The organism is Streptomyces sp. NPDC051677 (assembly GCF_044453465.1).
In the GTDB taxonomy this organism is placed as follows: Bacteria; Actinomycetota; Actinomycetes; order Streptomycetales; family Streptomycetaceae; genus Streptomyces.
The window spans coordinates 1-25,424 of sequence record NZ_JBITCT010000083.1; the positions used below are offsets into that span (position 1 = coordinate 1).

The window sequence follows — 25,424 nt, forward strand, 5'->3', positions numbered from 1 at the left end:
AAGGACCTAGACAATCCTCATTCTCGCTGGTCAGAGGCACTTTCTGCTTTCCTGACCGCCTGCCGGACAGCCCACCTCATGAAAGCGCGAGGCTAGGCATCATCCCCAACACGCCCACCGACGAGTCTCCGACGATCTGGCTTCACGAAGAGACGGGTGATCTCCTGATCCAGTCGTACAAGGCAACCGAAGAAGAAGTGAAAGAGTGCCAGGATGTCGGTTCGATCCCCGGCCACTCCACGGATGTCCCCGACCACGAGACGATCGTCAGGCTCCCGGCGGTCATGCTGAAGTACATCCCCCGCCCGGACAACGGCAACGGAGAGACGGAAAGTGCAACCTCCAGCACGTAGCGCCCTGGCGAGGGCTCAACATTCGGCAGTGCACCTCGAGTTGCGCGACAGCTACATGCTCGACGACCCGGAGTTCATCGCGTGGCAGCAGGGCAGGCGGCTCGACCCCGCAGACCGGTCCTCATGGTGGGGCGGCTGGCACGATGCGGTGCGCGATGCCGCGTCTCGTGGTGTCGTGGTCCGTCGTGCCCGCATAATCTCTGAACCGATCAGTGAGTATGTGCGGTACGAGTACGACGGCACGTTCACGAACGTCGTGGCGGGCGAACACGTCCGATGGCTGCCGAGACGGCAGACCACGGATCTCGCGCTGCCGGGTACGGACTTCTGGGTGTTCGACGGAGTGCAAGCGCTGTTCCACCACTTCACCGGGGACGGTCAGTTGGATCAGGACGGCCGGGAGTACACGGATGATCCGGCACAGGTGAGGCTGTGCACCGACGCCTTCGAAGCGGTGTGGCAACGCGCGATCCCGCACGAGGCGTACAGGCCCCGCTGACTCGACACAGTCATGTCTCTCTCACCGTCCTCAAGTGCCCAGCAGTCCCGGCAGGTTCTGGCGGATCGCCTCGCCGAGTTGTGCTGGGATGCAGGGCTGACCGGGCGGGAGATCGCGGCCCGTTGTGGCTGGCATCCGTCCAAGTCATCACGGATCATGAATGCCCGTACGCCCCCCTCGGCTGATGACGTCCAGGCCTGGTGTCGCGCGTGCGGGCGGGAGGAACAGGCAGCCGATCTGATCGCCTTGCTACCGGGATTCATTCGCAGTGCACCGGGGTTCACCCCGGTGGTGAAGCGAATCGCATGCCTGCGACGCGGAGCGTCGCGGTGTCGTTCCGGCGGAGCCGGACTTCGCTTCACCACCGGTGACGAGTCGCTCATACGTTCCCGGTGGCGGCGCTTGTTCGGCGTGTCTAGTGTGATCGCCATGCAGCTCCGGTACTCGTTTCGCGTGTACCCGGATGCCGGTCAGCGCACCGCGCTGGCGAAGGCGTTCGGATGCGCCCGCGTCGTGTTCAACGACGCCGTGCGCGCCCGCGAGGACGCTCGAAAGGCCGGGCAGCCGTTCCCGACGGCCGGTCAGCTGTCCCGGAAGCTGGTCACCGAGGCGAAGCGGACAGCGGAACGGTCCTGGCTCGGCGAGGTCTCCGCGGTGGCGCTCCAGCAGTCCCTGCGGGACGCCGAGACCGCGTACCGCAACTTCTTCGCCTCCCTCAAGGGCACCCGCAAGGGACCCAAGCTGGGTGCCCCACGCTTCAAGTCCCGCAGGGACGCGAGGCAGTCGATCCGGTTCACCGCCAACGCCCGCTGGAGCATCACCGACGGCGGCCGGCTGAACCTGCCGAAGATCGGCGCGGTGAAGGTGAAGTGGTCCCGCATGCTGCCCACCACCCCCACCTCCGTCACCGTCGTCAAGGATGCGGCCGGCAGGTTCTTCGCCTCCTTCGTCATCGACACCGACCCCGCCGCCGACGCGACACGGATGCCCGAAACCGACCGCACCATCGGCATCGATCTCGGCCTGACCCACTTCGCCGTCCTGTCCGACGGCACGAAGATCGACTCTCCGCGCTTCCTGCGGCGCGCGGAGAAGAAGCTGAAGAAAGCCCAGCAGGAGCTTTCCCGCAAGCAGAAAGGAAGCAAGAACCGCGCCAAGGCCCGCGTGAAGGTCGCCCGCGCCCACGCCAAGGTCGCCGACGCACGCCGAGAGTTCCACCACCAGCTCTCCACGAAGCTGATCTCCGAGAACCAAGGGATCGCCGTGGAGGACCTGTCCGTGGTGGGACTGGCCCGCACGAAGCTGGCCAAGTCCGTGCACGACGCGGGATGGTCCTCGTTCATCAGCATGCTGGAGTACAAAGCGGCCCGGTACGGCCGCACCCTGGTCAAGATCGGCCGGTTCGAGCCGACCTCCCAGACCTGCTCCACCTGCGGTGTCAAGGACGGACCCAAACCCCTCAACATCCGGGAATGGACCTGTGCCGCCTGCGGCACCCTCCACGACCGGGACCACAACGCCGCGATCAACGTCAAACAGGCCGCCGGACTGGCGGTAACAGCCTGCGGAGCGCCGGTAAGACCAGAACCCGTTCTGGCACAGCACGAAGAAACAGGAAGCCACGGATTCCCCACCGGAAACCGCGCCGCGTAGCGGCACGGCAACCGGTAGAGAAGGCCAGAATCCTCGCCTTTCAAGGCGAGGAGCATGTCAAGGCCTGACTCCGCGTACCCAAGCGGACTTCGCCGCCTGCCTGCACGAGGCGGCCGATCCGGGAGTCCCGCTCGCGGGCCGCGCGGCCCGTGTCTACCTCGACGTGGCGTTCTTCCATCCCTTCACGGACGGCAATGCCCGTGCGGCCCTGCTCACCCTGGTCCACGTCCTGGCCCGCGAGGACGTCGTCCTGCCCGAGGTCTGGCCCCTGCAGACCATCCGCTACGCGGACGACCCGGCGGGCGCCGCCGACCTGGCCACGCTCATCGGCTTGCTCAACCGCCGCCGTACGTAGACCGACCGTGACTTCCCCAACCGGTCCACCCGGTCCACCCGGTCCAACCGGTCCACCCGGTCCAACCGGTCCACCCGGTTCACCTGGTTCACCTGGTCCACCCGGTTCACCTGGTCCAACCGGTCCACCTGGTCCAACCGGTCCACCCGGTCCACCCGGTCAGACCTCGGTCTGCAGGCGCGCTTCCAGCATCCGTTCGATGAGGTTGCGTGTCGCGCGTTCGACGCGGGGGTCGTGGTGGGTCGGGTCGTGCAGGGCGAGGGGCCAGTGGAAGGTGCCGGCGGTGAAGACGAGGGTGCCGTCCTCGTGTTCGCAGAGGCTGGTGTTCTGGATGCGCCGTCCGCGGCCGCCGCCCTTGCCGAAGGAGTCGCCGTAGGGGGACTCCGAGAGGAGGGTGCGGTCGGCGCCCTCGGGGGAGGGCATCCGGTCGTCGTAGCCGTCGGCCTCGCCGCCCACGAGGCCGGGTATCTCCTCGCCGTCCTTGAGCCCGGTGCCCGCCCAGAACCAGTGGCCCGGCTCGCGGACGACCAGCGGCGCGGGTTCGGACAGGATGCCGTTGTACTGGACGCCCAGCACACCCTGTTCCGCGCGCCCGCGCTTCTTGCCGTGCTCGTCCTCCAGGTCGCGCCAGCGCTCGGTGGGGCCGTTGGCGTCGGGCGCGGGGTCCTTGGTCTGCTTGTAGCAGGCGACGGTGCGGGCGGGCGTGCCGTCGGGCGCGTCGGTGAGCCGTACGTGGAAGTAGATGTTGTTGGCCGCGAGGAAGGCGAGGTGCGTGCCGACGTCCACCGCTTTCTCCACGGTGTCCCGCATCGGCTTCGACCAGTACTCGTCATGGCCGGGGAAGATCATGGCCGTGTAGCGCTCCGGGTCGATCCGGCCCTCGTGCAGGTCGACGCTCGTCGCGTACGTCACGTCGTGGCCGCCGGCCTCCACCCAGCGCGTGAACGCGAGGTCCAGCTCGGCCCAGCGGGGAAGTCCGTGGTCGGAGTAGGGGCGGTCGAACGACACGTGGAACGCGCGGTGGGCGTTGTTCCCGACGACGCCGGGGCGGGCGTAGCCCTTGTACAGGTTCTTGCCGGTACGGCCGTCCAGGGGCCACTGGTTGTAGGCCTGGTAGGTGGTGAAGGGGAGGACCACCAGGAGGTCCGCGGCGCGGTTCGGCTCGCGGACGACGAACGGCGTGCAGCTGCGGTGGCCGTCCTCGGCCTGGAAGACGGCCATGTACACGCCCGACACCGAGGTGGTGGGGACGCGGTGCGTCCAGGACGGGCGCCAGTCGCACACGATGGCCCCGGTGCCGGGGTGCGGGACGGGGGTGGGCTGCCGGGAGCCGGTGAGCCGCGGGCCGGTGGTCATCAGGCGGCCGCCGGCGCCGTCGTAGTGGCCGAGGCGGTAGACGGCGATGCGGAAGGGCTGCGGTGTCCGTACGGACACGTGGAAGGTGATCGGCTCACCGGGCGCGACGGACGTCGTCGAGGCGTAGCCCTGGATCTGTCCCACGCGGTCCTTGGCGCTGAGGCGGTCCTCCGGAGGAACGTTCCAGCTCGCTGTTCCCGCGTGTGCGTTCTCGCTCGCCACCGGGTTCGCGCCCGTGGCGGTGGCCTTCCGGACGGGCGGCGGGGGCGGGGGCCCCGCGGGGGCTTCGTGGTACGCGTACGCCGCCCCGATCCCGGTGGCGGTCACGGCACCCACCCCGAACGTGCCGATGGCCCTGCGACGACTGACGACGGACCTGCTGACCCCGGACTTGCTGACACCGGATTTGCTGGCGTCGGACACACCGGCGTCGGACTTACTGGCGTCGGACATGCGGAACAGGCCCCCCTGGCACCGGCACACGATCCGCACACGCGCTGTTCACTTGTTCGCACGGTCGTGTGGACTGTCAAAACCCTCTGCTGCACTGCGAGTCAGGGGTCGTGACGGTCAAGCGGCTGGTCAAGCCGCTGGTCGAACGCGGACCGCCCGCCCTCTAGGGAGAGGGCGGGCGGTCCGGTGAGGTTGCCTGGGGGCCTCAGATATTCGAACGTCTTGTGACGCTCGGGTGTTCTCAGACGTTGACGCCGAAGTCCTGGGCGATACCGACGAGGCCCGAGGCGTAGCCCTGGCCGACCGCGCGGAACTTCCACTCCGCGCCGTTGCGGTAGAGCTCGCCGAAGACCATGGCGGTCTCGGTCGCGGCGTCCTCCGAGAGGTCGTAGCGGGCGATCTCCGCGCCGCCGGCCTGGTTGACGATACGGATGTAGGCGTTGCGGACCTGGCCGAAGTTCTGCGAGCGGTTCTCCGCGTCGTAGATCGAGACCGGGAAGACGATCTTGTCGATGTCGGCCGGGAGACCGGCCAGGTTGACGTTGATCGCCTCGTCGTCGCCCGCGCCCTCGCCGGTGCGGTTGTCGCCGGTGTGGACGATGGTCTGGTCCGGCGTCTGCTTGTTGTTGAAGAAGACGAAGTGACCGTCGGAGTAGACCTTGCCCTGCGGGTTGACCGCGATCGCCGAGGCGTCGAGGTCGAAGTCCGTGCCGGTGGTGGTGCGGACGTCCCAGCCGAGGCCCACGGTGACGGCGGTCAGGCCCGGAGCCTCCTTGGTGAGCGAGACGTTGCCACCCTTGGACAGGCTTACAGCCATGGTTGGGAGTCCTTCCCTCGTTGCGTACGGCTTCGTACGGGGCTTCGTACGGGCACGAAGCTACAGCTATCCCTATGAACGCAGCGAAGGGTGCTCAAGGTTCCCCGCGACACCGGGTTTCTTTACTTTCTTTACCAAGGGATGCCGAGGGATATTCGCGTGACTCGGGCCGGGCCGGGCGGGAACATGGTCGGCATGTCTGGTCCCTATGTCGTCCGCGGCTCCGTCTCCCTTCCCGAGGCCGAGCTCATGTGGCGTTTCTCGCGGTCTTCGGGGCCGGGCGGGCAGCACGTCAACACCAGTGACTCGCAGGTGGAGCTCCGCTTCGACCTCGCGCGCACCGAGGCGCTGCCCGAGGTGTGGAAGGCGCGGGCGCTCCAGCGGCTGGCCGGGCGGCTCGTCGACGGCGTCGTCACCGTCCGCGCCTCCGAGCACCGCTCGCAGTGGCGCAACCGCGAGACCGCCGCCGTACGCCTCGCCGCGCTCCTCGCCGAGGCCACCGCCCCGCCGCCCAAGCCGCGCCGGCCCACCCGCATCCCGCGCGGGATCAACGAGCGCCGGCTGCGCGAGAAGAAGCAGCGGTCGGAGACGAAGCGGGGGAGGACCGGCCGGGACTGGTCCTGACCGGGACTGGTTCTGACCGGGACTGGTTCTGGCCTGTGTGTGTCACATTTTCCGCGTGCCGTCCGTCATCCCCATGACAGCCGACCGCGAGCAGGGATGTGACGAACGATGGCCACTGGTGACGACGACTTCCTCGCCGACTCCTTCGAGGCGCACCGCGGCCGGCTGCGCGCCGTCGCCCACCGCATGCTCGGCTCCGCCGCCGAGGCCGACGACGCCGTGCAGGAGGCGTGGGTGCGGCTCAGCCGGACCGAGAGCAGGGAGATCGGCAATCTCGCCGGGTGGCTGACGACCGTCGTCGGCCGGGTCTGCCTGGACATGCTGCGCTCGCGCCGCTCCCGCGGCGAGGAGCCGCTGGAGAGCTGGACGTCCGACGCGCCCACCGGGTCCGACCCCGCTCAGGACGCGCTGCTCGCCGACTCCGTCGGGGTCGCCCTGCTCGTCGTCCTGGACACCCTCACCCCCGCCGAGCGGCTCGCGTTCGTGCTCCACGACCTGTTCGCGGTGCCGTACGACGAGGTCGCGGGCATCGTCGACCGGACCCCGGAAGCCGCCCGGCAGCTCGCCAGCCGGGCCCGGCGCCGGGTGCGGGGCGCCGAGGAGCCGGACGTCGACCGCGTCCGGCAGCGCAAGGTGGTGGACGCCTTCCTGGCCGCCGCGCGGGAAGGGGACTTCGACGGACTGCTCGCCGTCCTCGACCCGGACGTCGTGGCCCGCTCCGGCACCGGGGTGACCGCGGGCGCGGCGGCCGTCGCCCGCGGCGCGTCGAGCTTCGCCCGCCTCGCCGACGTGGCCCGGCCCGCCCTGGTGGACGGCGCGACCGGCCTGGCGGTGCTGGTCGACGGCCGCGTGGAGCGGGCGCTCGCCTTCACCTTCGTACGCGGCGGCCGGATCGCCCTGATCGACGTCACGGCCGACCCCGAACACCTCTCCCGACTCGAGGTGACCCTCCTCCGACACGGCGAAAGCTAGCCCAACTGCCGGTAGCGGCCCCGGAAATAGATCAGGGGGCCGCCGTCCGCGCTGGGCGCCTCGGCGGTCAGGACGCGGCCGATCACCAGGGTGTGATCGCCGGCCGGGACCCGCTGCTCGGTGCGGCACTCCAGGGTCGCCAGGGCGCCGCCGACCAGGGGCGCGCCGCTGACCTCGCCGCGGGTGCGGGGGATGTCCTCGAAGAGCAGGCGGTCGCTGATGCGGCCCTTCATCGCGAAGCGGCCGGCGATGTGCCGTTGGCTCTCCGAGAGCACCGACACCGCCCACACGGGCTGTTCGTCGAGCAGGTCGTCCATGCGGGAGCCGTTGCGCAGGCTGACCAGGACCAGCGGCGGGTCCAGGGAGACCGAGACGAAGGCCGTCGCCGTCATGCCGACGTCCTCGCCGGCCGGCGCCCCCGGGTCGTCCGGATCCAGGGACGGCTCCCGGGCGGTCACGAGGACCACGCCGTCGGCGAGCCGGGACATGGCGGCACGGAACGCGTCGTTGCTCACCCCCTCAGCATGCCCGGAGGGGGCCTGCGGGAGGGTCTTCAGTACGGGCTTGAGCGTCTCTGGGGGCACGTCCGGAACGCTAGTGTCCGTTCGTTGTGCCACGCATCGGACCTCCGCCCGAGTAGGGTCGTAGGACCGTGGTCCGATTGCCGGATTCCACGTCGCTGTCCGTGTTCAGGAAACACACAGGAAAAAGCGGAAACCCCACTCAATTGTTCACGTTCGTCTGTGACTTGAGTCACAAGACGCACTAATTGTTGACCCTGTGTACCGAGTGGGCAGCGCGCTGTGATTCAGTGGCGGAGGCGTCACAAGGAGACACACACCGACAACACTGCACCAGAAACGACGTTACGCCGAAGACAACCCTTGATTCGCTGCGAAGTCTCGGGGGGAGGGCGAAACACATGGAGACCGAGTCGGAGCCGTACGTCCGTCTTGCGTCCCTGCGACAGCTGCACCAGGTCATGGCCGACATGAACACGGCCCGCAGCCTGGCCGACACACTGCAGACCGTCGCCGACGGCGTGGTCACGGCACTCGGGTACGAGCTGGCGTGCGTCAATCTCGTACGCCCCGACGGCGATCTCGTGGTCGCCGCCTTCGCGGGCAACTCGGCCGCCGAGGCCCTCATCACGGGCCGGGTCGGCTCGCGCGAGTCCTGGGAGCGGCGCCTGAGCATGGGCGAGACCTGGGGCGACCTGGTCTTCATCCCCCACACCGAGGGCTGGATCCTCGACGACGACGACGTCCCGCAGTGGTACACCGACGGGCCCGCGCCCCGCTTCGAGGACGAGTGGCACCCCTCCGACCGCCTCTTCGCGCCCATGTACACGCCCCCCACCCCCGGCAGCGGCACCTGCGGCGAGCTGGTGGGCGTGCTGTCCGTGGACCGGCCGCGCAACGGCCGCCGGCCCGGTGCATGGGGGCGCGAGGCGCTCCAGATGTACGCCTTCCAGGCCGCCATCGCGATAAGCAACGCGCGTCTACGTGCGAATATGCAGCGGGCACTGGTCCGGCTCGAACGCGATCAGCAGGCCCTGCGCGCCAGTGAGGAATCCTTCCGCCAGGCCTTCGAGTACGCCCCCTCCGGCATGGCGATAGCCGAGATGGGCGGCGAACAGCACGGCCGGATACTCCGCACCAACGACGCCCTGTGCCGCCTGCTGGGCCGCCCCGCCTCCGCGATGCGCCGCTACTCCTTCTCCGACCTCGTCCACCCCGAGGACATAGGCACCCTGCTCCGCACCTCCGCCGAGGGCGGCCGCGCCGAACTGCGCCTGGGCCGCCGCGACGGCACCTACGTCTGGGTCAGCCTCCGCAACTCCGTCGTCGCCGACGCCGCCGACGGGCCCCGCTTCCTCCTCACCCACGTCGAGGACATAGAGGAGCGCAAGCGCCGCGAGCTGCAGCTCGCCCACCGCGCCTCGCACGACTCCCTCACCGGCCTGCCGAACTCCGCCGAACTGCGCTCGCGCCTGTCCGCCCGGCTCTGCCAGCGCCCCCAGTCGACCCACCCCGCCGCCGTCGACGCCATGGACACCGCCTACGGCCACGCCGCCTTCGACGCCAACGGCCACGGCTTCGACTACCGGCCCGTCGGCGCCGAGTCCTTCGACGGCTACGACCACCATGTGCACACCGCCGCCCCCGAGGACGGCCACGACGACGGCGCCAAGGGGCTCGCGGTCCTCTTCTGCGACCTCGACGGCTTCAAGTCGATCAACGACCGGTTCGGGCACAACGCGGGTGACGCGGTGCTCATCGAGGTCGCCCGGCGCCTCTCGCGCGCCGTCCGGGACGGCGACACGGTGGCCCGGCTCGGCGGCGACGAGTTCGTGATCCTCGCCGACGGCCTCGGCCGCGCCGACGCCGCCGACCTCGCCGTACGCCTGCGCAACGAGATCATCCAGCCGATCCGCGCCGAGGGCCGGGCCGTGCGGGTGGGCGCCAGCTTCGGCATCGGCTGGGCGCATTGCGGGATGACCGCGGACGAAGTGCTGAAGTCCGCAGACGAACGCATGTACGTCGAGAAACGATCTCGTCCCAAACAGCACAGACGGGCCGGATGATCCCCAGGTCAGCGGCCTGATGCGATCCGAGTCACCCGTTTGGGGCAGCAGATGGGGGTCCCCCCGTCTGAGTGAATCCGAAGATGGGGGAGGGTAGGCTCGCTCTTCTGAACACCCCGCATCAGCCCCGCACCTGTTGAGGAGTACGACGCCGATGACGCCCGGCAACAACGGCGCGAGTACGCCCGAGGACGACGACCCGTTCGGCTACCTCTACGCCGACGGCCAGGCCAACGGCGCCCAGCCGCCCTCCGGCGGTGGTTACGGCTACCCCAACTCGGTCAACAGAGTGCGTGCGGTCGGCGAGCGCCAGTACGGACAGCCGCAGCAGCCCCAGCAGCAGACCGCGCAGTACGGCCAGTACGGCCAGCCGCCGACGGTCCCCCAGCAGCAGAGCGGCTACGGCCAGCCGAACGCGCACTACGCGGCGCCCGAGAACTTCGGCGGCGGCGGCCCCTCCACCGGCCGGCAGCCCGCGCAGGGCGGCGGCGGCCGCGGCCGTGGCCCCAACACCAAGGGCCTGCTGATCGGCGCGGTCGCGGTGGTCGCCGCGGTCGTGATCGGCATCGTGGTGGTCATGGCCAACGGCGACTCCGACGCCAAGGACGACAACAAGGCGAGCGACCAGGCGTCGTCCTCCGCCTCCGCCCCGCAGAGCCCGTCGCCCAGCGCGTCGGCCTCCGGCGCCGACAGCGAGGACGAGCTGCCCCCGGTCGACGCGAAGGCGCTGAACCTGGGCGGCAGTGCCGCGCTGGCCTCCGACGTCAAGGGCGCGCAGGCGGCCGGCGGCACCTACGTCGGCAACCTCAACCAGGTCGGCAACTCCGTGACCTGGACGGTCAACGGCGTCCCGTCGGACGGCGACTACACCCTCTTCGCGCACTACAGCACGCCCGGCGCGGACCAGGAGATGACGCTCACCGTCAACGGCAAGACCTTCGGCTCCAAGTTCCCGCTGAAGAACTACTCCCACGCCCCCGCCGGCGACTTCGTCAAGGGCTGGACGACGAGCTACACGTACCCCACCCTCACCAAGGGCACCAACACCCTGACGATCTCCTGCCAGGACGGCGACAAGTGCAACGTCCTGCTCGACCAGCTCTGGCTGAAGAAGGGGCAGGTCAAGAGCTGAGCCCTCGGTTCAGGCCGCGGTGGCCTCGCCGGTCACTGTGATCCGGTTCAGCAGTTGCTCGTAGGCCGGCCGCTCGAACTCGCCCGCCGTCGGGGACAGGACCGTCGCCGCGGACAGGGCGACCGCGCGGGTCAGGCGGGCCGGCCAGGGCAGCTGCTCGACCAGGCCCGACAGCAGGCCCGCGGACGCTGAGTCGCCGGCGCCCGTCGGGTTGCCGGATACGCGGGCCGGTGGGGTGGCGCGCCAGCGGCCCTCCGGGGTTGCCGCGATCAGCCCCTCGGCGCCGAGGGAAGCTACGACTGAGCGTGCTCCGCGCCTGCGCGCGTCCTGCGTCGCGCGCAACGGCTCGTGTGAACCGGTGAGTTCGGCCAGCTCGTCGGCGTTCGGCTTGATGATGTCCGGGCGGGCGGCGACCCCGCGCCGCAGCGCCTCGCCGCTCGTGTCCAGCAGGACGGGGACGCCTGCGGCCCGGGCCGTGCGCACCAGGCCCGCGTACGCGCCCACCGGCACGCCCGGTGGCAGGCTGCCGCACAGGGCCACCGCGTCGGCGCCGGCAAGCAGCCCCTCGTAGGCCTCCTGGAAGGCGGACCACTCGGCCGGGGCGATGACCGGGCCCGGTTCGTTGAGCTGGGTGGTGTCGCCGGTGCGGGCGTCGACGACGGCGACCGTGCGGCGGGTGGTTCCGGTGATCGGCAGCAGAGCGTCCACCACTCCGGCCGTACCGGTGAGTTGTTCCTGGACGACGCGGCCGGTGGCCCCGCCCACGAACCCGGTGACCGTCACCTCGTGACCGAGGGCGGCGAGCACCCGGGCGACGTTCAGCCCCTTGCCGCCGGGCCGCTCCCGCACATCGGTCACCCGGTGCGAGGTGTGCGGCCTCAGGGCCGGGACGCGGTAGGTGACGTCGAGAGCGGTGTTCAGGGTGACGGTGAGGATCACCTGGCCGACCTCCCTCGTGCTCTGGGTGGCCCGATCATGCCAAAAGGACGGCGACCGGCCCAGACCTCGGGTCGGCCACCGTCCCCCTGCGAGCGGACGTTTCAGGCCAGTTGGGGATCCACCACCCAATCCCCCTTGCGCATCACGCCCTTGAGCTGGAAGTTCTCGTCCAGCAGCACCAGGTCGGCGTCCTTGCCGGGTTCCAGGGAGCCGATGCGGTCGTCCATGCCCAGCAGCCGGGCCGGGTTGGCGGACAGGGCCGCGACCACGTCCTCGACCGGGAGCCGGTCGATCGTCACCGCCCGCTGGAAGGCGCGGTCCTGGGTGAGGGTGGAGCCGGCGATCGAGCCGCCCTCCACCAGCCGGGCCACGCCCTCGCTGACCTCGACCTCCAGCGGGCCGAGCAGATAGCGGCCGTCGCCGATGCCGGCCGCGTCCATCGCGTCGGTGATGAACGCCACGCGCCCGGGGCCCGCGTGACGGAACGCCAGCTCCAGGGCGGCGGGGTGCAGATGGGTGCCGTCGTTGATGAGCTCGACCGTCACCCGCTCGTCCTGAAGGAGCGCGGCGATCGGGCCGGGGGCGCGGTGGCCGAGGGGCGGCATCGCGTTGAAGAGGTGGGTGGCGACGGTGGCTCCGGCCTCGATGGCCTGAACCGTCTGCTCGTACGTCGCGTCCGTGTGGCCCACGGCGGCGATCACGCCGTGCTCGCGGAGGAGGCGTACGGAGTCCAGGCCGCCGGGCAGTTCCGTGGCGAGGGTGACCATCCTCGCCTGGCCGCGCGCCGCGTCGATCAGCTTGCGCACCTGGGCCGGGTCCGGGTCGCGCAGCAGCGCCTCGGAGTGCGCGCCCTTGCGGCACGGCGAGATGAAGGGGCCCTCGAAGTGGACGCCGGCCAGGTCGCCCTGCTCGGCCAGCTCGCTCAGCAGGCCGGCCTGACGGACCAGGAAGTCCATATCGTCGGTGACGGTCGAGGCGACGAGGGTGGTCGTGCCGTGCAGACGATGGGTGTGGATGGCCTTCTGGACGTCCTCGGCCTTGCCGTGGAACGAGGCGCCGCCGCCGCCGTGGTTGTGCAGGTCGACGAAGCCGGGCACCAACCAGTGGCCGGTCACGTCGATCACCGTCGCGTTCCCCTGCGGGGTCCCGTGCGGGGCTTCGGCGGTGATTTTGGTGCCGTCGATGGCGATGCGGCCGTTGGGGACTGTGCCTGTGGGGAGTACCACCCTCGCGCCGGTCAGTACCTGCGGGTGCGTTGTGGCTGGTCGCGCTCCGCGGCGGAGCCGCATATCGGCGCTGTCCCGCGCCCCTAGGGGGGTGGCCATCAGGGTGTTACCTCCATGCCGTCTGTTGTTGTTGTGAGGAGATCCCAGGCCAGGAGGCCCGCGCCCAGGCATCCGGCGCTGTCGCCCAGGGCGGCCGGGACGATCTCCGGGAGTTTCTGGAAGGTCACCCGTTGGCGGACTGCTTCGCGTAGCGGTGTGAACAAGGTTTCCCCCGCCTCCGCGAGGCCGCCACCGATGACGAGCGTGCGCGGGTCCAGCAGGGTGAGTGCGGTGACCAGGCCGTCGGCGAGGGCGTCCACGGCCCGCTGCCAGACCCGGACGGCGTTCGGGTCGCCGGACGCGACGGCCTTGGCGCAGTCGGCGGCGTCCGCGTCCGGGTCCTCGCAGGCCGCCGCCCACGCCTCGCTCACCGCCGCCGCCGACGCGAACCGCTCCAGACAACCGCGCTGCCCGCACGGACAGGCGGTCCCGCCGGGCCGTACGACGATGTGGCCGATCTCGCCCGCGAAGCCGTGCGCGCCCGCCTCCACCCGGCCGTCGAAGCCGATCGCGCCCGCGATGCCGGTGCCCAGGGCCACGAACAGGAACCGGTCCGCGCCCCGGCCCGCGCCGATCCGGCCCTCGGCGAGGCCGCCGGTGCGGACGTCGTGGCCGAGGGCGACCGGAACGCCGAGCGCGGTGGCGAGCAGCTCCCGCAGGGGGACGTCCCGCCAGCCCAGGTTGGCCGCGTAGGAGGCGATGCCGTTGGCCTCGTCGACGATGCCGGGCACGGCGACGCCGGCCGCGGCGGCCGGCTCGCCGAACTGCTCGACGCCGTGTCCGCGCAAGGCGGTGGCGAAGTCGAGGATGCCGGCGACGATCGCGTCGGGGCCGCGCTCACGGCCGGTGGCCCGGCGCGCCCGGTACAGCAGCGTGCCGTCCGCGCCGACCAGTGCGGCTTTCATCCCGGTGCCGCCCACGTCCAGGGCGATGACATGTCTCACCCGGACAGTGTGGACCGAGGACCCGCAAGAGGTCTAGTCCACTTACGGCTCTGGAGGGTACTGTGCCGAGGACCCGCGAGAGGTCTAGTCCACTTGCGTGGTGTAGACCTTACTCCGGATAGCGGATCCAATGGTATGAACAATTAGTTGAGGAGATGGAGATTCGGTGCAGCGGCGGGTAGGGAAGTCAGGGACGATCGCGGCGGCGTCCGCCCTCGGCATGGCGGCGGTCCTCGCCGGCTGCGGACTGACCGGAGGCTCCGACGACGTCACCCTGAGACTCGTCGCCGCCGACTACGGCGACAGCACCGCCAACAGCTCCAAGAAGTACTGGGACCAGCTCGTCAAGGCGTACGAGAAGGATCACCCCGGCGTCACCGTCGACGTGAGCGTGTACTCCTGGAACGACGTCGACGCCAAGGTCAAGGCGATGGTCGACGCGCACAAGGCCCCCGACATGGCGCAGATCGGCGCGTACGCCGACTACGCCGCCGCCGACCTCCTCTACCGGGCCGGCGACGTGCTCTCCATCCCCGTCGAGGCCGACTTCGTGCCCCAGCTCGCCGACGCGGGCCAGGTGCGCGGGGTCCAGTACGGCATGCCGTTCGCCTCCTCCACGCGGCTGCTGTTCTACAACAAGACCCTCTTCGCCAAGGCCGGCCTCACCCCGCCGACCACCTGGGCCGAGCTCGCCAAGGACGCGAAGGCGCTCAAGGACGAGGGCGTGAAGTACCCGTACGCACTCCCGCTGGGCCCCGAGGAGGCGCAGGCCGAGACCCTGCAGTGGCTGCTCAGCGGCGGGGGCGGCTACACGCAGACCGTCAGCAGCTACAGCCTCGACTCCGCCGAGAACGTCGACACGTTCAACTGGCTGAAGAACAAGCTCGTCGGCAAGGGCCTGACCGGGCCGGTCGCGCCGGGCAAGCTGAACCGGGCCGCCGCGTTCGCCGCGTTCGCCGCCGGCGACGTGGGCATGCTCAACGGGCACCCGTCGCTGATGAAGACGGCCGAGAGCAAGGGCGTCAAGTTCGGCATGGTGCCGATGCCCGGGGTCGCCGGCCCGAGCAAGTCCTCCATGGGCGTCGCCGACTGGATGACCGCCTTCAAGCAGAACGGGCACGCCGAGCAGATCGGCGACTTCCTCGACTTCGTCTACAGCGAGAAGAACGTCCTCGCCTTCTCCCACGAGTACGACCTGCTGCCGGTCACCAACTCCGCGTCCCAGGTGATGGGGACGGCCAAGGAGGACGCCGACCTCCAGCCGTTCCTGGAGGAGCTCCCGCTGTCGGAGAGCTACCCCGTCGGACGGACCTCCTGGGCGAAGGTCAGCGCGGAGATCAAGAAGCGGATCGGCCAGGCCGTGACCGCGAACGGCAGCCCGGCCGAGGTCCTGGGCGAACTCCAGACGACGGCGACGACGCTGGACGCGGCCACCGGCGAATGAGCCCGGTGTCGGTGGCGGGCGCTACCGTGCCGGAATGGAGCAGCGAGAGGAACAACGCCGAGAGGAAGAACTGGGGGCCAGGGAACGGAGCATCCTGGCCCTGGAGCGGCGCGGGTTCCCCGGCCCCGGCGCGAAGGAACGGGCGATACGCGAGGAACTCGACCTGTCCCCGGTCCGCTACTACCAGCTCCTCAACGCCCTCCTCGACGACCCGCGGGCCCTGGCCCACGACCCGGTGACGGTGAACAGGCTGAGAAGGGTGAGGGAGACAAGGCGCGGGGAGCGCTGATCGCTCCGCCGGAGGTGCCACGCCCTGCCGTCGATCGTCTGCGGCACCGCCGTGGCCGGTCGCGCGGTTCCCCTCGCCCCTTGGGTGCGCAGCCGAACCGCAACGTCCACAACGCGCTCCACCCGACCTGCTCGGCGCGGCCGCCCACGGCTATCGTCGCCGTATGGGCACCCACGAGACGCACTCCACGGAACCCGCACCCACCACCCCCGCCGGTCGCGAGGCGCTCGCCGCGATCCTCGCCCGTCCCTCCCGCACCCTCGTCGCCCTCGACTTCGACGGCACCCTCGCCCCGATCGTCGAGAACCCCGAGGACGCCCGAGCGCACCCCGACGCCGTCCCCGCGCTCGCGGCCCTCGCGCCGAAGGTCGCCGCCGTCGCCGTGATCACGGGCCGGCCCGCCGAGGTCGCCGTGCACCACGGCGGCTTCGCCGGCGTCGAAGGTCTGGAGCACCTCTCCGTCCTCGGCCACTACGGCGCCGAGCGCTGGGACGCCCGCACCGGCGCCCTGACCGCCCCCGCCCCGCACCCCGGAGTGGCCGCCGTCCGCGCCGAACTCCCGCAGGTCCTGGAAGCGGCCGGGAACCGGCCGGGCGTCTGGATCGAGGAGAAGGGCGGCCGGGCCGTCGCCGTCCACACCCGCCGCGCCGACGACCCCCAGGCCGCCTTCGACGCCCTGCGCACCCCCCTCACCGACCTCGCCACCCGGCACGGCCTGATCGTCGAGCCCGGCCGCATGGTCCTGGAACTGCGCCCGCCCGGCATGGACAAGGGCGTGGCCCTGCTGGAGCACGTCCGCGAGATCGGCGCGCAGTCGGTCCTCTACGCCGGCGACGACCTCGGCGACCTCCCCGCCTTCGCCGCCGTCGAGAAACTCCGCTCCGAAGGCGCCCCCGGCCTACTGGTCTGCAGCGGCAACCCGGAGGTGACCGAACTGACGGACCGCGCAGACCTCGTCGTCGACGGCCCGGCCGGCGTCGTGGACCTACTGCGGAACCTGGCGGCTCGGCTCACCTGACGTCCACCCGGACACGGGGGAGAGGCCGGCCGGCTCAGGTCGGCTGGAGCTCTCGCAGGGCGGTCAGCTGGTCGAGGAACCACTTGGCCGGGGGGAGCGCCGTCGCTGCTGCCGACAGGCGTTTCGTGCGCTCGGCGCGCTCCTCCGGCTTCATGGTCAGGCCCTCGTGCAGGGCCTGGGCGGTTTCCAGGACGTCGTACGGGTTGACGACGATCGCGTCCTCGCCCAGCTCCCAGTACGCGCCCGCCTCCCGGGACAGGACCAGCGCGCAGCCCTGGTCGGAGACGACCGGGACCTCCTTGGCGACCAGGTTCATGCCGTCCCGGATGGGGTTCACCAGCGCCACGTCGGCCAGGCGGTAGGCGGCGAGGGAGCGGGCGAAGTCGTCCTCGAGGTTCAGCAGGACCGGCGTCCAGCCGGCGGTGCCGTAGCCGGAGTTGATCTCCTCCGTCAGACGCCGCACCTCCGCCATGTAGTCGCGGTAGACGGCGAGGTCCTGGCGGGAGGGGTAGGCGAAGGCCACGTGGACGACCCGCTCGCGCCACTCGGGGTGGTCGTCGAGCAGCTGCCGGTAGGCGAGGAGCCCGCGCACGATGTTCTTGGACAGCTCGGTGCGGTCGACCCGCACGATCGTCCTGCGTCCCTCGCCGATCTCCTCGCGCAGGGCCGCCATGCGTTCGTCCACGTCCGCCCGGTGCGAGCGCTCCCGCAGGAAGTCGGCGTCCGCGCCGAGACCGTGCACGCCGATCTGCGTCTTCCCCAGTTCCCCGGCGAACTCCGTGCAGCACGCGGTGAAGGCGTTCGCCCAGCGCCGGGTGAGGAAGCCCAGGCGGTCCGCGCCGAGCATGCCCTGCAACAACTGCTCGCGGATGTCCCCGGGCAGCAGGCCGAAGTAGTCGACCGGCGCCCACGGGGTGTGCGAGAAGTGACCGATGCGCAGGTCGGGGCGCAGCTCGCGCAGCATCCCGGGGACCAGGCACAGGTGGTAGTCCTGGACGAGGACGGCCGCCCCGTCCGCCGCCTCCTCGGCCAGCGCCTGGGCGAACGCCCGGTTGTAGGCCTCGTACGACGCCCACTGGCGGCGGAACTCCGCGTCGAAGACCGGCTCCAGCGGGGTCTGGTAGAGGAGGTGGTGGATGAACCAGAGCACCGAGTTGGCGATGCCGTTGTACGCGTCGGCGTGCACGTCGGCCGGGATGGGCAGCATCCGCACGCCCTCCTCGCCGACCCCGCGCGAGACCGCCTCCCGGTCGCCGTCGGACAGCGCCGCGCACACCCAGAGGGCGCCCGCGTCGGGGCCGATGGCCGACAGGCCGGAGACCAGCCCGCCGCCCCCGCGTTTCGCGTGCAGCGAGCCGTCCTCGCGTACCTCGTAGGAGACCGGACCGCGGTTGGACGCGACCAGCACCTCAGCACCCCGAGCAGCCATGTCGTGCGTGGAAGCCATACGCCACAACCTAGCCCGGTCGACAAACGCTCAAACGTACGGTCGCGCACCGTGCGAGGGACGTATACGGCCCGTCCGGAGGGTTACGCGACCTTGCGGGTCGCGTACTCGACGATCTCCGCCATCGGCGGCCGTTCCTCGGTGTCCACGGAGTACGTGCGCGGCTCGAAGCCGTCCCCGCTCCGCTCGAACTGGGTGAGGGCCGGGCGGATCATGTGCCCGCGGGCCAGCCGCAGCTGCGCGGTGCGGTAGATCGCCGCCGCCATCCGGCCCAGGGCCTGCCCGTCCTGGTGGCGGTGCTTTCGCACACCGACGTCCACCTGCGCGAGGGCGTCGAGCCCGACCAGGTGCAGGGCGTCGACCAGCATGCCCAGCTCCACGCCGTACCCGACGGGGAAGGGCAGCTGCTCCAGCAGGCTGCGGCGGGCCGCGTACTCGCCGCCGAGCGGCTGCACGAACCCGGCCAGCTGCGGCCAGTGCATGTTCAGCAGCGGGCGGGCCATCAGCTCGGTCACCCGGCCGCCCTGGCCCGCCGCGCCGGCGAGCGGACGGTCGTACATGCCCTTGACCAGGTCCACGTCCGGGTCGGTGAGCAGCGGGCCGACGATCCCCGAGACGAAGTCCGAGGAGAACTCCCTGAGGTCCGCGTCGATGAAACAGACGATGTCCCCGGTGGTGACCAGCAGCGAGCGCCACAGCACCTCGCCCTTGCCGGGCACGGCGGGGATGCGGGGCAGGATCGCGTCGCGGTGCACGACCCGCGCGCCCGCCGCCGCCGCGACCTCCGCCGTACGGTCGGTCGACCCCGAGTCGACGACGACGATCTCGTCGACGAGCGGAACCTGGTGCATGAGATCGTGGCGGATGACGGCGACGATGTCGCCGACCGTCTCCTCCTCGTTCAGCGCGGGCAGGACCACCGACACCGACTGGTTCGTGGCCCGCTTCGCGGCCAGGATCCGGTGCAGCGGGCGATCGGCCACGGACCAGGAGCGAGTGGCCAGCCAGCGCTCGACTTCTTCCAGCACAGTCTGCGGCTCCTCACGGTTGTCTCGCGGTTCGGACGACTATCTCAACTGTCCTGGCCTTCGGTTACAGTCTTGAACAACGCTGGTGACCATCGCATGTCGGGGGTCCTGGGCGTCCACAACCGAATACCGCTCATCCAGAGGGGCAGAGGGATACGGCCCGATGAAGCCCCGGCAACCCTCCAGCCGGTCTCGTAACCGATCACTGCTGATTGATCATCGTTGATGGATCACTGCTGATCGTCGCGCGAGGCTCCCGGCTTGGGAAGGTGCCAAATCCGTCTCACGACGAGATGCGTCGTGAGGAAGATGAGGAGAAAGGGCCTCGCCTCACATGGCTGCGCAGACTGTTGCAAGCACCACGGACTCCACTGCCTCCGCTGTCGACCTCGGTCCGGCCACCGCGTTGAGCTGCCGCGAGTGCGGTCACCGGGTGCCCCTCGGCCCGCTCTTCGCCTGCGAAGAGTGTTTCGGCCCGCTCGAGATCGCGTACGACTTCTCCTCCTACGACACGGAGGAGCTCCGCAAGCGCATCGAAGCGGGCCCCGCGAACATCTGGCGCTATGCGCCGCTGCTGCCCGTCCCGGCCGACGTGGCGGACAAGCCGAACATCAACCCGGGCTGGACCAAGCTCGTCAAGGCCGACAACCTCGCCCGCGAACTGGGCGTCGACGCCGGCAAGCTCTTCGTCAAGGACGACTCCGGCAACCCGACGCACTCCTTCAAGGACCGCGTCGTCGCGCAGGCCATCGAGGCCGCCCGTGCCTTCGACTTCACGACCCTGTCCTGCTCCTCCACGGGCAACCTGGCCGGCGCCGTCGGCGCGGCCGCCGCCCGCGCCGGCTTCCGCTCCTGCGTGTTCATCCCGCACGACCTGGAGCAGGGCAAGGTCGTCATGGCCGCGGTCTACGGCGGCGAGCTCGTCGGCATCGAGGGCAACTACGACGACGTCAACCGCTTCTGCTCCGAGCTCATCGGCGACCCGGCGGGCGAGGGCTGGGGCTTCGTCAACGTCAACCTGCGGCCGTACTACGCCGAGGGTTCGAAGACGCTGGCGTACGAGATCTGCGAGCAGCTCGGCTGGCGGCTGCCGGACCAGCTGGTCGTGCCGATCGCCTCCGGCTCGCAGCTCACGAAGATCGACAAGGGTCTGCAGGAGCTGATCAAGCTCGGGCTCGTCGAGGACAAGCCGTACAAGATCTTCGGTGCGCAGGCGGAGGGGTGCAGCCCGGTGTCCGTCGCGTACAAGGCGGGGCACGACGTCGTCCGGCCGCAGAAGCCGAACACCATCGCCAAGTCGCTGGCGATCGGCAACCCGGCGGACGGCCCGTACGTCCTCGACATCGCCCGGCGGACGGGCGGGGCGGTGGAGGACGTCGACGACGAGCAGATCGTCGACGCGATCCGGCTGCTCGCGCGGACCGAGGGGATCTTCGCGGAGACCGCCGGCGGGGTGACCGTCGGGGTGACGCGGAAGCTGATCGAGAACGGGCTGCTGGATCCGACGCTGACCACGGTCGTGCTGAACACGGGTGATGGTCTGAAGACGCTGGACGCGGTGGCGGGGACGGGGCTCACCGCGACCATCCGGCCCAACCTGGAGTCGTTCCGCGAAGCTGGTCTCGTGTAGCGCCATCGTCGTCTGCGCGCCCCTCAAGCCGATTACCCGACCGGAGGTCACATCGTGAGCGTCAACGTCCGCATCCCCACCATCCTGCGTACCTACACGGGCGGGCAGGCCGAGGTGACCGCCGAAGGAGGGACCCTCGGCGAGGTCATCGCGGACCTGGAGAAGAACCACAACGGGATCGCCGCCCGGGTTCTGGACGACCAGGGCAAGCTGCGGCGCTTCGTCAACGTGTACGTGAACGACGACGACGTCCGCTTCGAGCAGGGGCTGGAGACGGCGACCCCCGACGGCGCCGGCGTCTCGATCATCCCGGCCGTCGCCGGTGGCTGACCGCCGGTCAGTACCCGCCGGTAGTAACCGTCGGTAACAGCGATTACCGAGCGTTCACCGAATTGCCCTCTCCGCGATAGAAGCGGAGGGGGCAATTCAGTGTGGTTGAGCGCGGTACAGTTGGGGAACCGGGTCCCGATCAATGGAACCGGAGCCTTTCATTTCTGCCCAGTGCCCGATGAGAAGCAGCCAAAGTGCGCGTCTCATTCGTGGCTTTTGTGGCTTTTGCAGGGCCCGACTTGCCCTGAATTCTGGCGAATTCTCGCCACATTCCGGATCCCGTGCGTCCAGAATTCTCGTCCGAGTGACCTGTTGCAGACGGCAGTTGGACAGATACATTCAGCCGCGGTCGACGCGTTCCGGCGCACGCCCCCAACCAACTGGGGGGTGAGGTCTGACCCGGATCCGCGAAGTGTGGATCTGTGCAAGGGCCAGTAATAGGGGAGTTAGGCATGGCTCAGGGCACCGTCAAGTGGTTCAACGCGGAGAAGGGGTACGGCTTCATCGCGGTCGACGGTGGTGCGGATGTTTTCGTCCACTACAGCGCGATTCAGATGGACGGCTACCGCACCCTGGAAGAGGGTCAGCGGGTCGATTTCGAGATCTCGCAGGGCCAGAAGGGGCCGCAGGCGGACATGGTCCGTCTCGCGACCGGCTGAAGCACGCGCCGACTGACAGCGTCGTTCTTCTGTACGTCATCGAAGGGCTCGTACCTCCTGGGGGTACGAGCCCTTCGGTCGTGTCCGGCGGTCGCGTCCGGGACCGTTGTTCACCTGCGGATCCCCCCAAGGAGCTTGCGCCCACCCGTCACCCGACCACCACCCCTCAACGAGCCCGCTTCGCGGGCGCACCTTGCACTCTCGCATGCCGAGTGCTAATCATTGGCGTTAGCACTCTGAAGGTGAGAGTGACAACGAGGACCGGGTCGGTGAGGCCCGCAGGCCAGGTGGGGCAAGGAACCACGAGGCCGGCGAGCCGTCCGTCGCGGGCGCCAGCGCGGTCCGGAGCAATCCACCCCAGTCCGGGAGGACCACTTCACATGGCCAAGATCATCGCGTTCGACGAGGAGGCACGGCGCGGCCTCGAGCGCGGCATGAACCAGCTCGCGGACGCCGTGAAGGTGACGCTCGGCCCCAAGGGCCGCAACGTCGTCCTCGAGAAGAAGTGGGGCGCCCCCACGATCACCAACGATGGTGTCTCCATCGCCAAGGAGATCGAGCTCGAGGACCCGTACGAGAAGATCGGCGCCGAGCTGGTCAAGGAAGTCGCCAAGAAGACGGACGACGTCGCCGGTGACGGTACGACCACGGCGACCGTTCTCGCCCAGGCCCTGGTCAAGGAAGGCCTGCGCAACGTAGCCGCCGGCGCCAACCCGATGGCCCTCAAGCGCGGCATCGAGAAGGCCGTCGAGGCCGTCTCCGGCGCCCTGCTGGAGCAGGCGAAGGATGTCGAGACCAAGGAGCAGATCGCTTCCACGGCCTCCATCTCCGCCGCCGACACCCAGATCGGCGAGCTCATCGCCGAGGCGATGGACAAGGTCGGCAAGGAAGGCGTCATCACCGTCGAGGAGTCCCAGACCTTCGGTCTGGAGCTGGAGCTCACCGAGGGCATGCGCTTCGACAAGGGCTACATCTCGGCGTACTTCGCCACCGACATGGAGCGTATGGAGGCCGTCCTCGACGACCCGTACATCCTGATCGCGAACTCCAAGATCGCGAACGTCAAGGACCTGCTCCCGCTCCTGGAGAAGGTCATGCAGTCGGGCAAGCCGCTGCTGATCATCGCCGAGGACGTCGAGGGCGAGGCCCTGTCGACCCTGGTCGTCAACAAGATCCGCGGCACCTTCAAGTCCGTCGCGGTCAAGGCCCCGGGCTTCGGCGACCGCCGCAAGGCGATGCTGAACGACATCGCCATCCTCACCGGTGGCGAGGTCATCTCCGAGGAGGTCGGTCTCAAGCTCGAGAACACCTCCCTGGACCTCCTGGGCAAGGCTCGCAAGGTCGTCATCACGAAGGACGAGACGACCATCGTCGACGGCTCCGGCTCGTCGGACCAGGTCGCGGGCCGGGTCAACCAGATCCGCGCCGAGATCGAGAACAGCGACTCGGACTACGACCGCGAGAAGCTGCAGGAGCGCCTGGCGAAGCTCGCCGGCGGTGTCGCGGTCATCAAGGCCGGCGCCGCCACCGAGGTGGAGCTCAAGGAGCGCAAGCACCGCATCGAGGACGCCGTCCGCAACGCGAAGGCCGCCGTCGAGGAGGGCATCGTCGCCGGTGGCGGCGTGGCGCTCATCCAGGCGTCCAGCGTCTTCGAGAAGCTCGACCTCGAGGGTGACGAGGCGACCGGCGCCAACGCCGTGAAGCTCGCGCTGGAGGCCCCGCTCAAGCAGATCGCCGTCAACGGTGGTCTCGAGGGTGGCGTCGTCGTGGAGAAGGTCCGCAACCTCCAGGTCGGTCACGGCCTGAACGCCGCGACCGGCGAGTACGTCGACATGATCGCCGAGGGCATCATCGACCCGGCGAAGGTGACCCGCTCTGCCCTGCAGAACGCCGCCTCCATCGCCGCGCTGTTCCTCACCACCGAGGCCGTCATCGCCGACAAGCCGGAGAAGGCCGCCGCGCCCGCCGGCGGCGGCATGCCGGGCGGTGACATGGACTTCTGATCGACCGGTTCCGGTTGATCGACTGTCCTTCGAACCGAGGGCGGTACTCCCAGCTACGGCTGGGGGGTACCGCCCTCGGGCGTTTCAGCGGGCGTACTTCTTGAGGGGCTCGGTGTCGAGGGTGACACTCACGGGCGGTGGAAGCTCGACGGTGGCGCCCCAGGGGGAGGAGTCGATCTGCTGGTAGCGGCCGTCCTTGGGGTCGCTGTACACGACGACCGTGCAGTTGTCCCGATCAACAAGGAGGTAGACGGGAATGTCGGCTTCCGCATGGCCGACGGGCTTGTCGATGCGGTCGCGTCGGTTGGTGTCCCAGTCGTGGGAAGTGATCTCCAAGGCCATCAGCATGCCGTCGGTGTCGGACCACTCGCCGTGCCCGACGAAGTGATCGACGGGGGCGAGTACGGCGTCGGTGCGGGCACGTCCCTTGCGGTAGGCCTCGGCCTTGACCCCTGATTCGGGTGCGAGATCGAGATCGGGGCGATGGAGCAGGAACTGACGCACCAGCCACGAGTAGATCGAACGGTAGTTGCCGTCCGGCATCGCTTTGACCTCTAGTTTTCCGTTGATGTACTCCAGATGGACCGTCTCCGGCGCCCTGCGCTCCAGCTCTTCGAAGTCCTCAACGCTGAGCGGGTCCTTGGTGTGAACCCGCCCGTCGACGTATTCGAGCCGTACGTGCTCGGGTGCCGCTGCAACAAGGTCCTCGAAGTCCTCGAAGGGCATCTGCGGGCGTTCGGCGGTGCTGGGGGTCATGGCGTCGCCTCCTCCCCTCCATCGTGCCTTGGTGTGGTGATGTCGGACGGTAGGAGCGGTCATACGGGTGTCCTTTCTCGTGTCGGTACGGCCATTGCCGCACGGATCCCGGCCGCGCGGGCGTGAACGTCGGCGGCTGGGAGGGGCGCGTGGGGATGCGCGGGCGCGCGTTCGCCTCGGCAGCCGCGGCACACGCCCCCGGACAGCGCTTCGGGACGCCCAGGCATCCTGCACTCCGCGCACTCCAGGAGCCGTTGGGGCGGAGACGGGGCCGGTGGCGGCGGCGGGATTTTGTCCGTCAGGCGGCGGTGCAGCAGGGCCGCCGGGCTGTGGACGGGAGTGGGCAGGCCCGCAATGAGGGCGGTGCGGAGCGTCTCCTCCGTGGCTCCTCGCGCGAACCACTCCTCCACCAGCGGGGCGAGCTGCGCGCAGTCGGCGGCGGAGAGGGACAGGGCGGGGGTCGTGCGGCCGAGGGCGGCCAGGAGGATGTGGGCGCGGGAACGGGTGGGCCGCCCTCGTTCGGGGTCCGGCGCGTCTTCCGGTACGCCGCCTCGTGTGAACGTCGCCCACCAGCCGTCGTCGCGCGCGGTACGGGTGAACCACCTGGCTTTCGGGCGGGGTGCCCGGTCCTTCAGGGTCGGGGTGAATGCCCGGTCCCGCGGAGCGGGCAGGGGTAGCCGGATCGCCGCCAGAGCGATCCGGCGTCGCCGTCCGGGTGCCGGGGGCGGCCAGGGTCGGGTGGTGGCGTCGGGTCGAGGGGTTTGGGGCGGGTGGCTTGTGGCCGGCGGGGTGTGGTCACTCGCACGGGTGA

Annotated in this window: 25 protein-coding genes, 1 pseudogene and 1 riboswitch; of the genes and pseudogenes, 16 read left to right on the forward strand and 10 right to left on the reverse strand. The window is 70.0% G+C overall.

Annotated features, from left to right (window positions below):
• The first annotated feature begins 59 nt into the window (after nucleotides 1–59).
• From ACIBAF_RS46210 to ACIBAF_RS46230, 5 genes and pseudogenes are all read left to right on the forward strand, one after another.
• The gene (locus tag ACIBAF_RS46210; protein ID WP_399472348.1) at nucleotides 60–353 is read left to right on the forward strand and encodes a hypothetical protein; all 294 of its coding nucleotides are present in this window, start codon (nucleotides 60–62) and stop codon (nucleotides 351–353) included.
• Entirely contained in the window at nucleotides 334–852 is a 519-nt protein-coding gene (locus ACIBAF_RS46215) for a DUF6879 family protein (protein ID WP_399472316.1), read from the forward strand. The genes ACIBAF_RS46210 and ACIBAF_RS46215 overlap by 20 nt, the downstream gene beginning before the upstream one ends.
• A gap of 12 nt (nucleotides 853–864) precedes the next feature.
• Nucleotides 865–1,068 (forward strand): annotated as a pseudogene (locus tag ACIBAF_RS46220) (helix-turn-helix domain-containing protein); the annotation flags it as partial.
• Nucleotides 1,069–1,281: 213 nt separating this feature from the next.
• Nucleotides 1,282–2,505 carry an RNA-guided endonuclease InsQ/TnpB family protein gene (locus ACIBAF_RS46225; RefSeq protein ID WP_399472350.1) on the forward strand — a complete coding sequence of 408 codons (1,224 nt, stop codon included), beginning with the start codon at nucleotides 1,282–1,284 and terminating at the stop codon, nucleotides 2,503–2,505.
• A 100-nt stretch (nucleotides 2,506–2,605) separates the two neighbouring features.
• On the forward strand, nucleotides 2,606–2,860 hold the full coding sequence (locus ACIBAF_RS46230; protein WP_399472352.1) for a Fic family protein: 255 nt from the start codon (nucleotides 2,606–2,608) through the stop codon (nucleotides 2,858–2,860).
• A 159-nt stretch (nucleotides 2,861–3,019) separates the two neighbouring features.
• On the opposite strand, the gene ACIBAF_RS46235 is transcribed toward ACIBAF_RS46230, so the two are convergent.
• Together ACIBAF_RS46235 and ACIBAF_RS46240 are read right to left on the reverse strand one after the other, a co-directional pair.
• Nucleotides 3,020–4,669, reverse strand: coding sequence for a N,N-dimethylformamidase beta subunit family domain-containing protein (locus ACIBAF_RS46235; RefSeq protein ID WP_399472318.1), 1,650 nt, complete (start codon nucleotides 4,667–4,669; stop codon nucleotides 3,020–3,022).
• A gap of 241 nt (nucleotides 4,670–4,910) precedes the next feature.
• Nucleotides 4,911–5,486 (reverse strand): TerD family protein, encoded by a 576-nt coding sequence (locus tag ACIBAF_RS46240; RefSeq protein ID WP_256910999.1) that lies wholly within the window; start codon nucleotides 5,484–5,486, stop codon nucleotides 4,911–4,913.
• A 186-nt stretch (nucleotides 5,487–5,672) separates the two neighbouring features.
• On the opposite strand from ACIBAF_RS46240, the gene arfB reads away from it, so the two are divergent.
• Together arfB and ACIBAF_RS46250 are read left to right on the forward strand one after the other, a co-directional pair.
• Entirely contained in the window at nucleotides 5,673–6,110 is a 438-nt protein-coding gene (arfB, locus tag ACIBAF_RS46245; protein ID WP_399472354.1) for an alternative ribosome rescue aminoacyl-tRNA hydrolase ArfB, read from the forward strand.
• Between the two features lie 108 nt (nucleotides 6,111–6,218).
• Nucleotides 6,219–7,082, forward strand: a complete 864-nt coding sequence (locus ACIBAF_RS46250) for a sigma-70 family RNA polymerase sigma factor (protein WP_399472320.1) — start codon at nucleotides 6,219–6,221, stop codon at nucleotides 7,080–7,082.
• On the opposite strand, the gene ACIBAF_RS46255 is transcribed toward ACIBAF_RS46250, so the two are convergent.
• Nucleotides 7,079–7,666, reverse strand: a complete 588-nt coding sequence (locus ACIBAF_RS46255) for a flavin reductase family protein (RefSeq protein WP_399472322.1) — start codon at nucleotides 7,664–7,666, stop codon at nucleotides 7,079–7,081. The two genes, ACIBAF_RS46250 and ACIBAF_RS46255, sit on opposite strands and share 4 nt — an antisense overlap.
• 338 nt (nucleotides 7,667–8,004) lie before the next feature.
• Between ACIBAF_RS46255 and cdgB the strand changes: the two genes are divergently transcribed.
• Both cdgB and ACIBAF_RS46265 read left to right on the forward strand, forming a co-directional pair.
• Nucleotides 8,005–9,669: a diguanylate cyclase CdgB gene (cdgB, locus tag ACIBAF_RS46260; protein WP_399472324.1), complete on the forward strand. Its 1,665-nt coding sequence runs from the start codon at nucleotides 8,005–8,007 to the stop codon at nucleotides 9,667–9,669.
• Nucleotides 9,670–9,823: 154 nt separating this feature from the next.
• Entirely contained in the window at nucleotides 9,824–10,801 is a 978-nt protein-coding gene (locus ACIBAF_RS46265) for a CBM35 domain-containing protein (protein ID WP_399472326.1), read from the forward strand.
• Nucleotides 10,802–10,810: 9 nt separating this feature from the next.
• Here the strand turns inward: ACIBAF_RS46265 and ACIBAF_RS46270 are convergent, their stop codons facing one another.
• The 3 genes from ACIBAF_RS46270 to ACIBAF_RS46280 all read right to left on the reverse strand — a co-directional run bounded on the left by ACIBAF_RS46270 (nucleotide 10,811) and on the right by ACIBAF_RS46280 (nucleotide 14,009).
• Complete coding sequence (locus ACIBAF_RS46270; RefSeq protein ID WP_399472328.1) at nucleotides 10,811–11,740, reverse strand: 1-phosphofructokinase family hexose kinase; 930 nt, start codon at nucleotides 11,738–11,740, stop codon at nucleotides 10,811–10,813.
• A gap of 101 nt (nucleotides 11,741–11,841) precedes the next feature.
• Nucleotides 11,842–13,029 carry an N-acetylglucosamine-6-phosphate deacetylase gene (gene nagA, locus ACIBAF_RS46275; protein ID WP_399472356.1) on the reverse strand — a complete coding sequence of 396 codons (1,188 nt, stop codon included), beginning with the start codon at nucleotides 13,027–13,029 and terminating at the stop codon, nucleotides 11,842–11,844.
• A 35-nt stretch (nucleotides 13,030–13,064) separates the two neighbouring features.
• Nucleotides 13,065–14,009 carry an ROK family protein gene (locus ACIBAF_RS46280; RefSeq protein WP_399472330.1) on the reverse strand — a complete coding sequence of 315 codons (945 nt, stop codon included), beginning with the start codon at nucleotides 14,007–14,009 and terminating at the stop codon, nucleotides 13,065–13,067.
• A 220-nt stretch (nucleotides 14,010–14,229) separates the two neighbouring features.
• Between ACIBAF_RS46280 and ACIBAF_RS46285 the strand changes: the two genes are divergently transcribed.
• The 3 genes from ACIBAF_RS46285 to otsB all read left to right on the forward strand — a co-directional run bounded on the left by ACIBAF_RS46285 (nucleotide 14,230) and on the right by otsB (nucleotide 16,760).
• Nucleotides 14,230–15,453: an ABC transporter substrate-binding protein gene (locus tag ACIBAF_RS46285; protein ID WP_399472358.1), complete on the forward strand. Its 1,224-nt coding sequence runs from the start codon at nucleotides 14,230–14,232 to the stop codon at nucleotides 15,451–15,453.
• Between the two features lie 34 nt (nucleotides 15,454–15,487).
• A complete protein-coding gene (locus ACIBAF_RS46290) occupies nucleotides 15,488–15,742 on the forward strand; it encodes a DUF3263 domain-containing protein (protein ID WP_399472332.1) in 255 nt (84 codons plus the stop codon).
• A gap of 163 nt (nucleotides 15,743–15,905) precedes the next feature.
• Complete coding sequence (gene otsB, locus ACIBAF_RS46295; protein ID WP_399472334.1) at nucleotides 15,906–16,760, forward strand: trehalose-phosphatase; 855 nt, start codon at nucleotides 15,906–15,908, stop codon at nucleotides 16,758–16,760.
• Nucleotides 16,761–16,794: 34 nt separating this feature from the next.
• Here the strand turns inward: otsB and ACIBAF_RS46300 are convergent, their stop codons facing one another.
• Together ACIBAF_RS46300 and ACIBAF_RS46305 are read right to left on the reverse strand one after the other, a co-directional pair.
• Nucleotides 16,795–18,207: a trehalose-6-phosphate synthase gene (locus ACIBAF_RS46300; protein WP_399472336.1), complete on the reverse strand. Its 1,413-nt coding sequence runs from the start codon at nucleotides 18,205–18,207 to the stop codon at nucleotides 16,795–16,797.
• Between the two features lie 83 nt (nucleotides 18,208–18,290).
• Nucleotides 18,291–19,235 carry a glucosyl-3-phosphoglycerate synthase gene (locus tag ACIBAF_RS46305; protein WP_399472338.1) on the reverse strand — a complete coding sequence of 315 codons (945 nt, stop codon included), beginning with the start codon at nucleotides 19,233–19,235 and terminating at the stop codon, nucleotides 18,291–18,293.
• A 130-nt stretch (nucleotides 19,236–19,365) separates the two neighbouring features.
• A riboswitch (SAM riboswitch) is annotated at nucleotides 19,366–19,551 on the forward strand.
• A gap of 18 nt (nucleotides 19,552–19,569) precedes the next feature.
• On the opposite strand from ACIBAF_RS46305, the gene thrC reads away from it, so the two are divergent.
• The 4 genes from thrC (at nucleotide 19,570) to groL (ending at nucleotide 23,857) form a co-directional block, all read left to right on the forward strand.
• Nucleotides 19,570–20,865 (forward strand): threonine synthase, encoded by a 1,296-nt coding sequence (gene thrC, locus ACIBAF_RS46310; RefSeq protein WP_399472340.1) that lies wholly within the window; start codon nucleotides 19,570–19,572, stop codon nucleotides 20,863–20,865.
• 54 nt (nucleotides 20,866–20,919) lie between these two features.
• Entirely contained in the window at nucleotides 20,920–21,195 is a 276-nt protein-coding gene (locus ACIBAF_RS46315; protein ID WP_399472342.1) for a MoaD/ThiS family protein, read from the forward strand.
• A 452-nt stretch (nucleotides 21,196–21,647) separates the two neighbouring features.
• Nucleotides 21,648–21,854: a cold-shock protein gene (locus ACIBAF_RS46320; RefSeq protein WP_007493268.1), complete on the forward strand. Its 207-nt coding sequence runs from the start codon at nucleotides 21,648–21,650 to the stop codon at nucleotides 21,852–21,854.
• A 380-nt stretch (nucleotides 21,855–22,234) separates the two neighbouring features.
• On the forward strand, nucleotides 22,235–23,857 hold the full coding sequence (gene groL / locus ACIBAF_RS46325; RefSeq protein WP_399472344.1) for a chaperonin GroEL: 1,623 nt from the start codon (nucleotides 22,235–22,237) through the stop codon (nucleotides 23,855–23,857).
• 84 nt (nucleotides 23,858–23,941) lie between these two features.
• Here the strand turns inward: groL and ACIBAF_RS46330 are convergent, their stop codons facing one another.
• Both ACIBAF_RS46330 and ACIBAF_RS46335 read right to left on the reverse strand, forming a co-directional pair.
• On the reverse strand, nucleotides 23,942–24,613 hold the full coding sequence (locus tag ACIBAF_RS46330; RefSeq protein WP_399472346.1) for a Uma2 family endonuclease: 672 nt from the start codon (nucleotides 24,611–24,613) through the stop codon (nucleotides 23,942–23,944).
• Between the two features lie 59 nt (nucleotides 24,614–24,672).
• The gene (locus tag ACIBAF_RS46335; protein ID WP_399472360.1) at nucleotides 24,673–25,311 is read right to left on the reverse strand and encodes a hypothetical protein; all 639 of its coding nucleotides are present in this window, start codon (nucleotides 25,309–25,311) and stop codon (nucleotides 24,673–24,675) included.
• Nucleotides 25,312–25,424 lie beyond the last annotated feature (113 nt).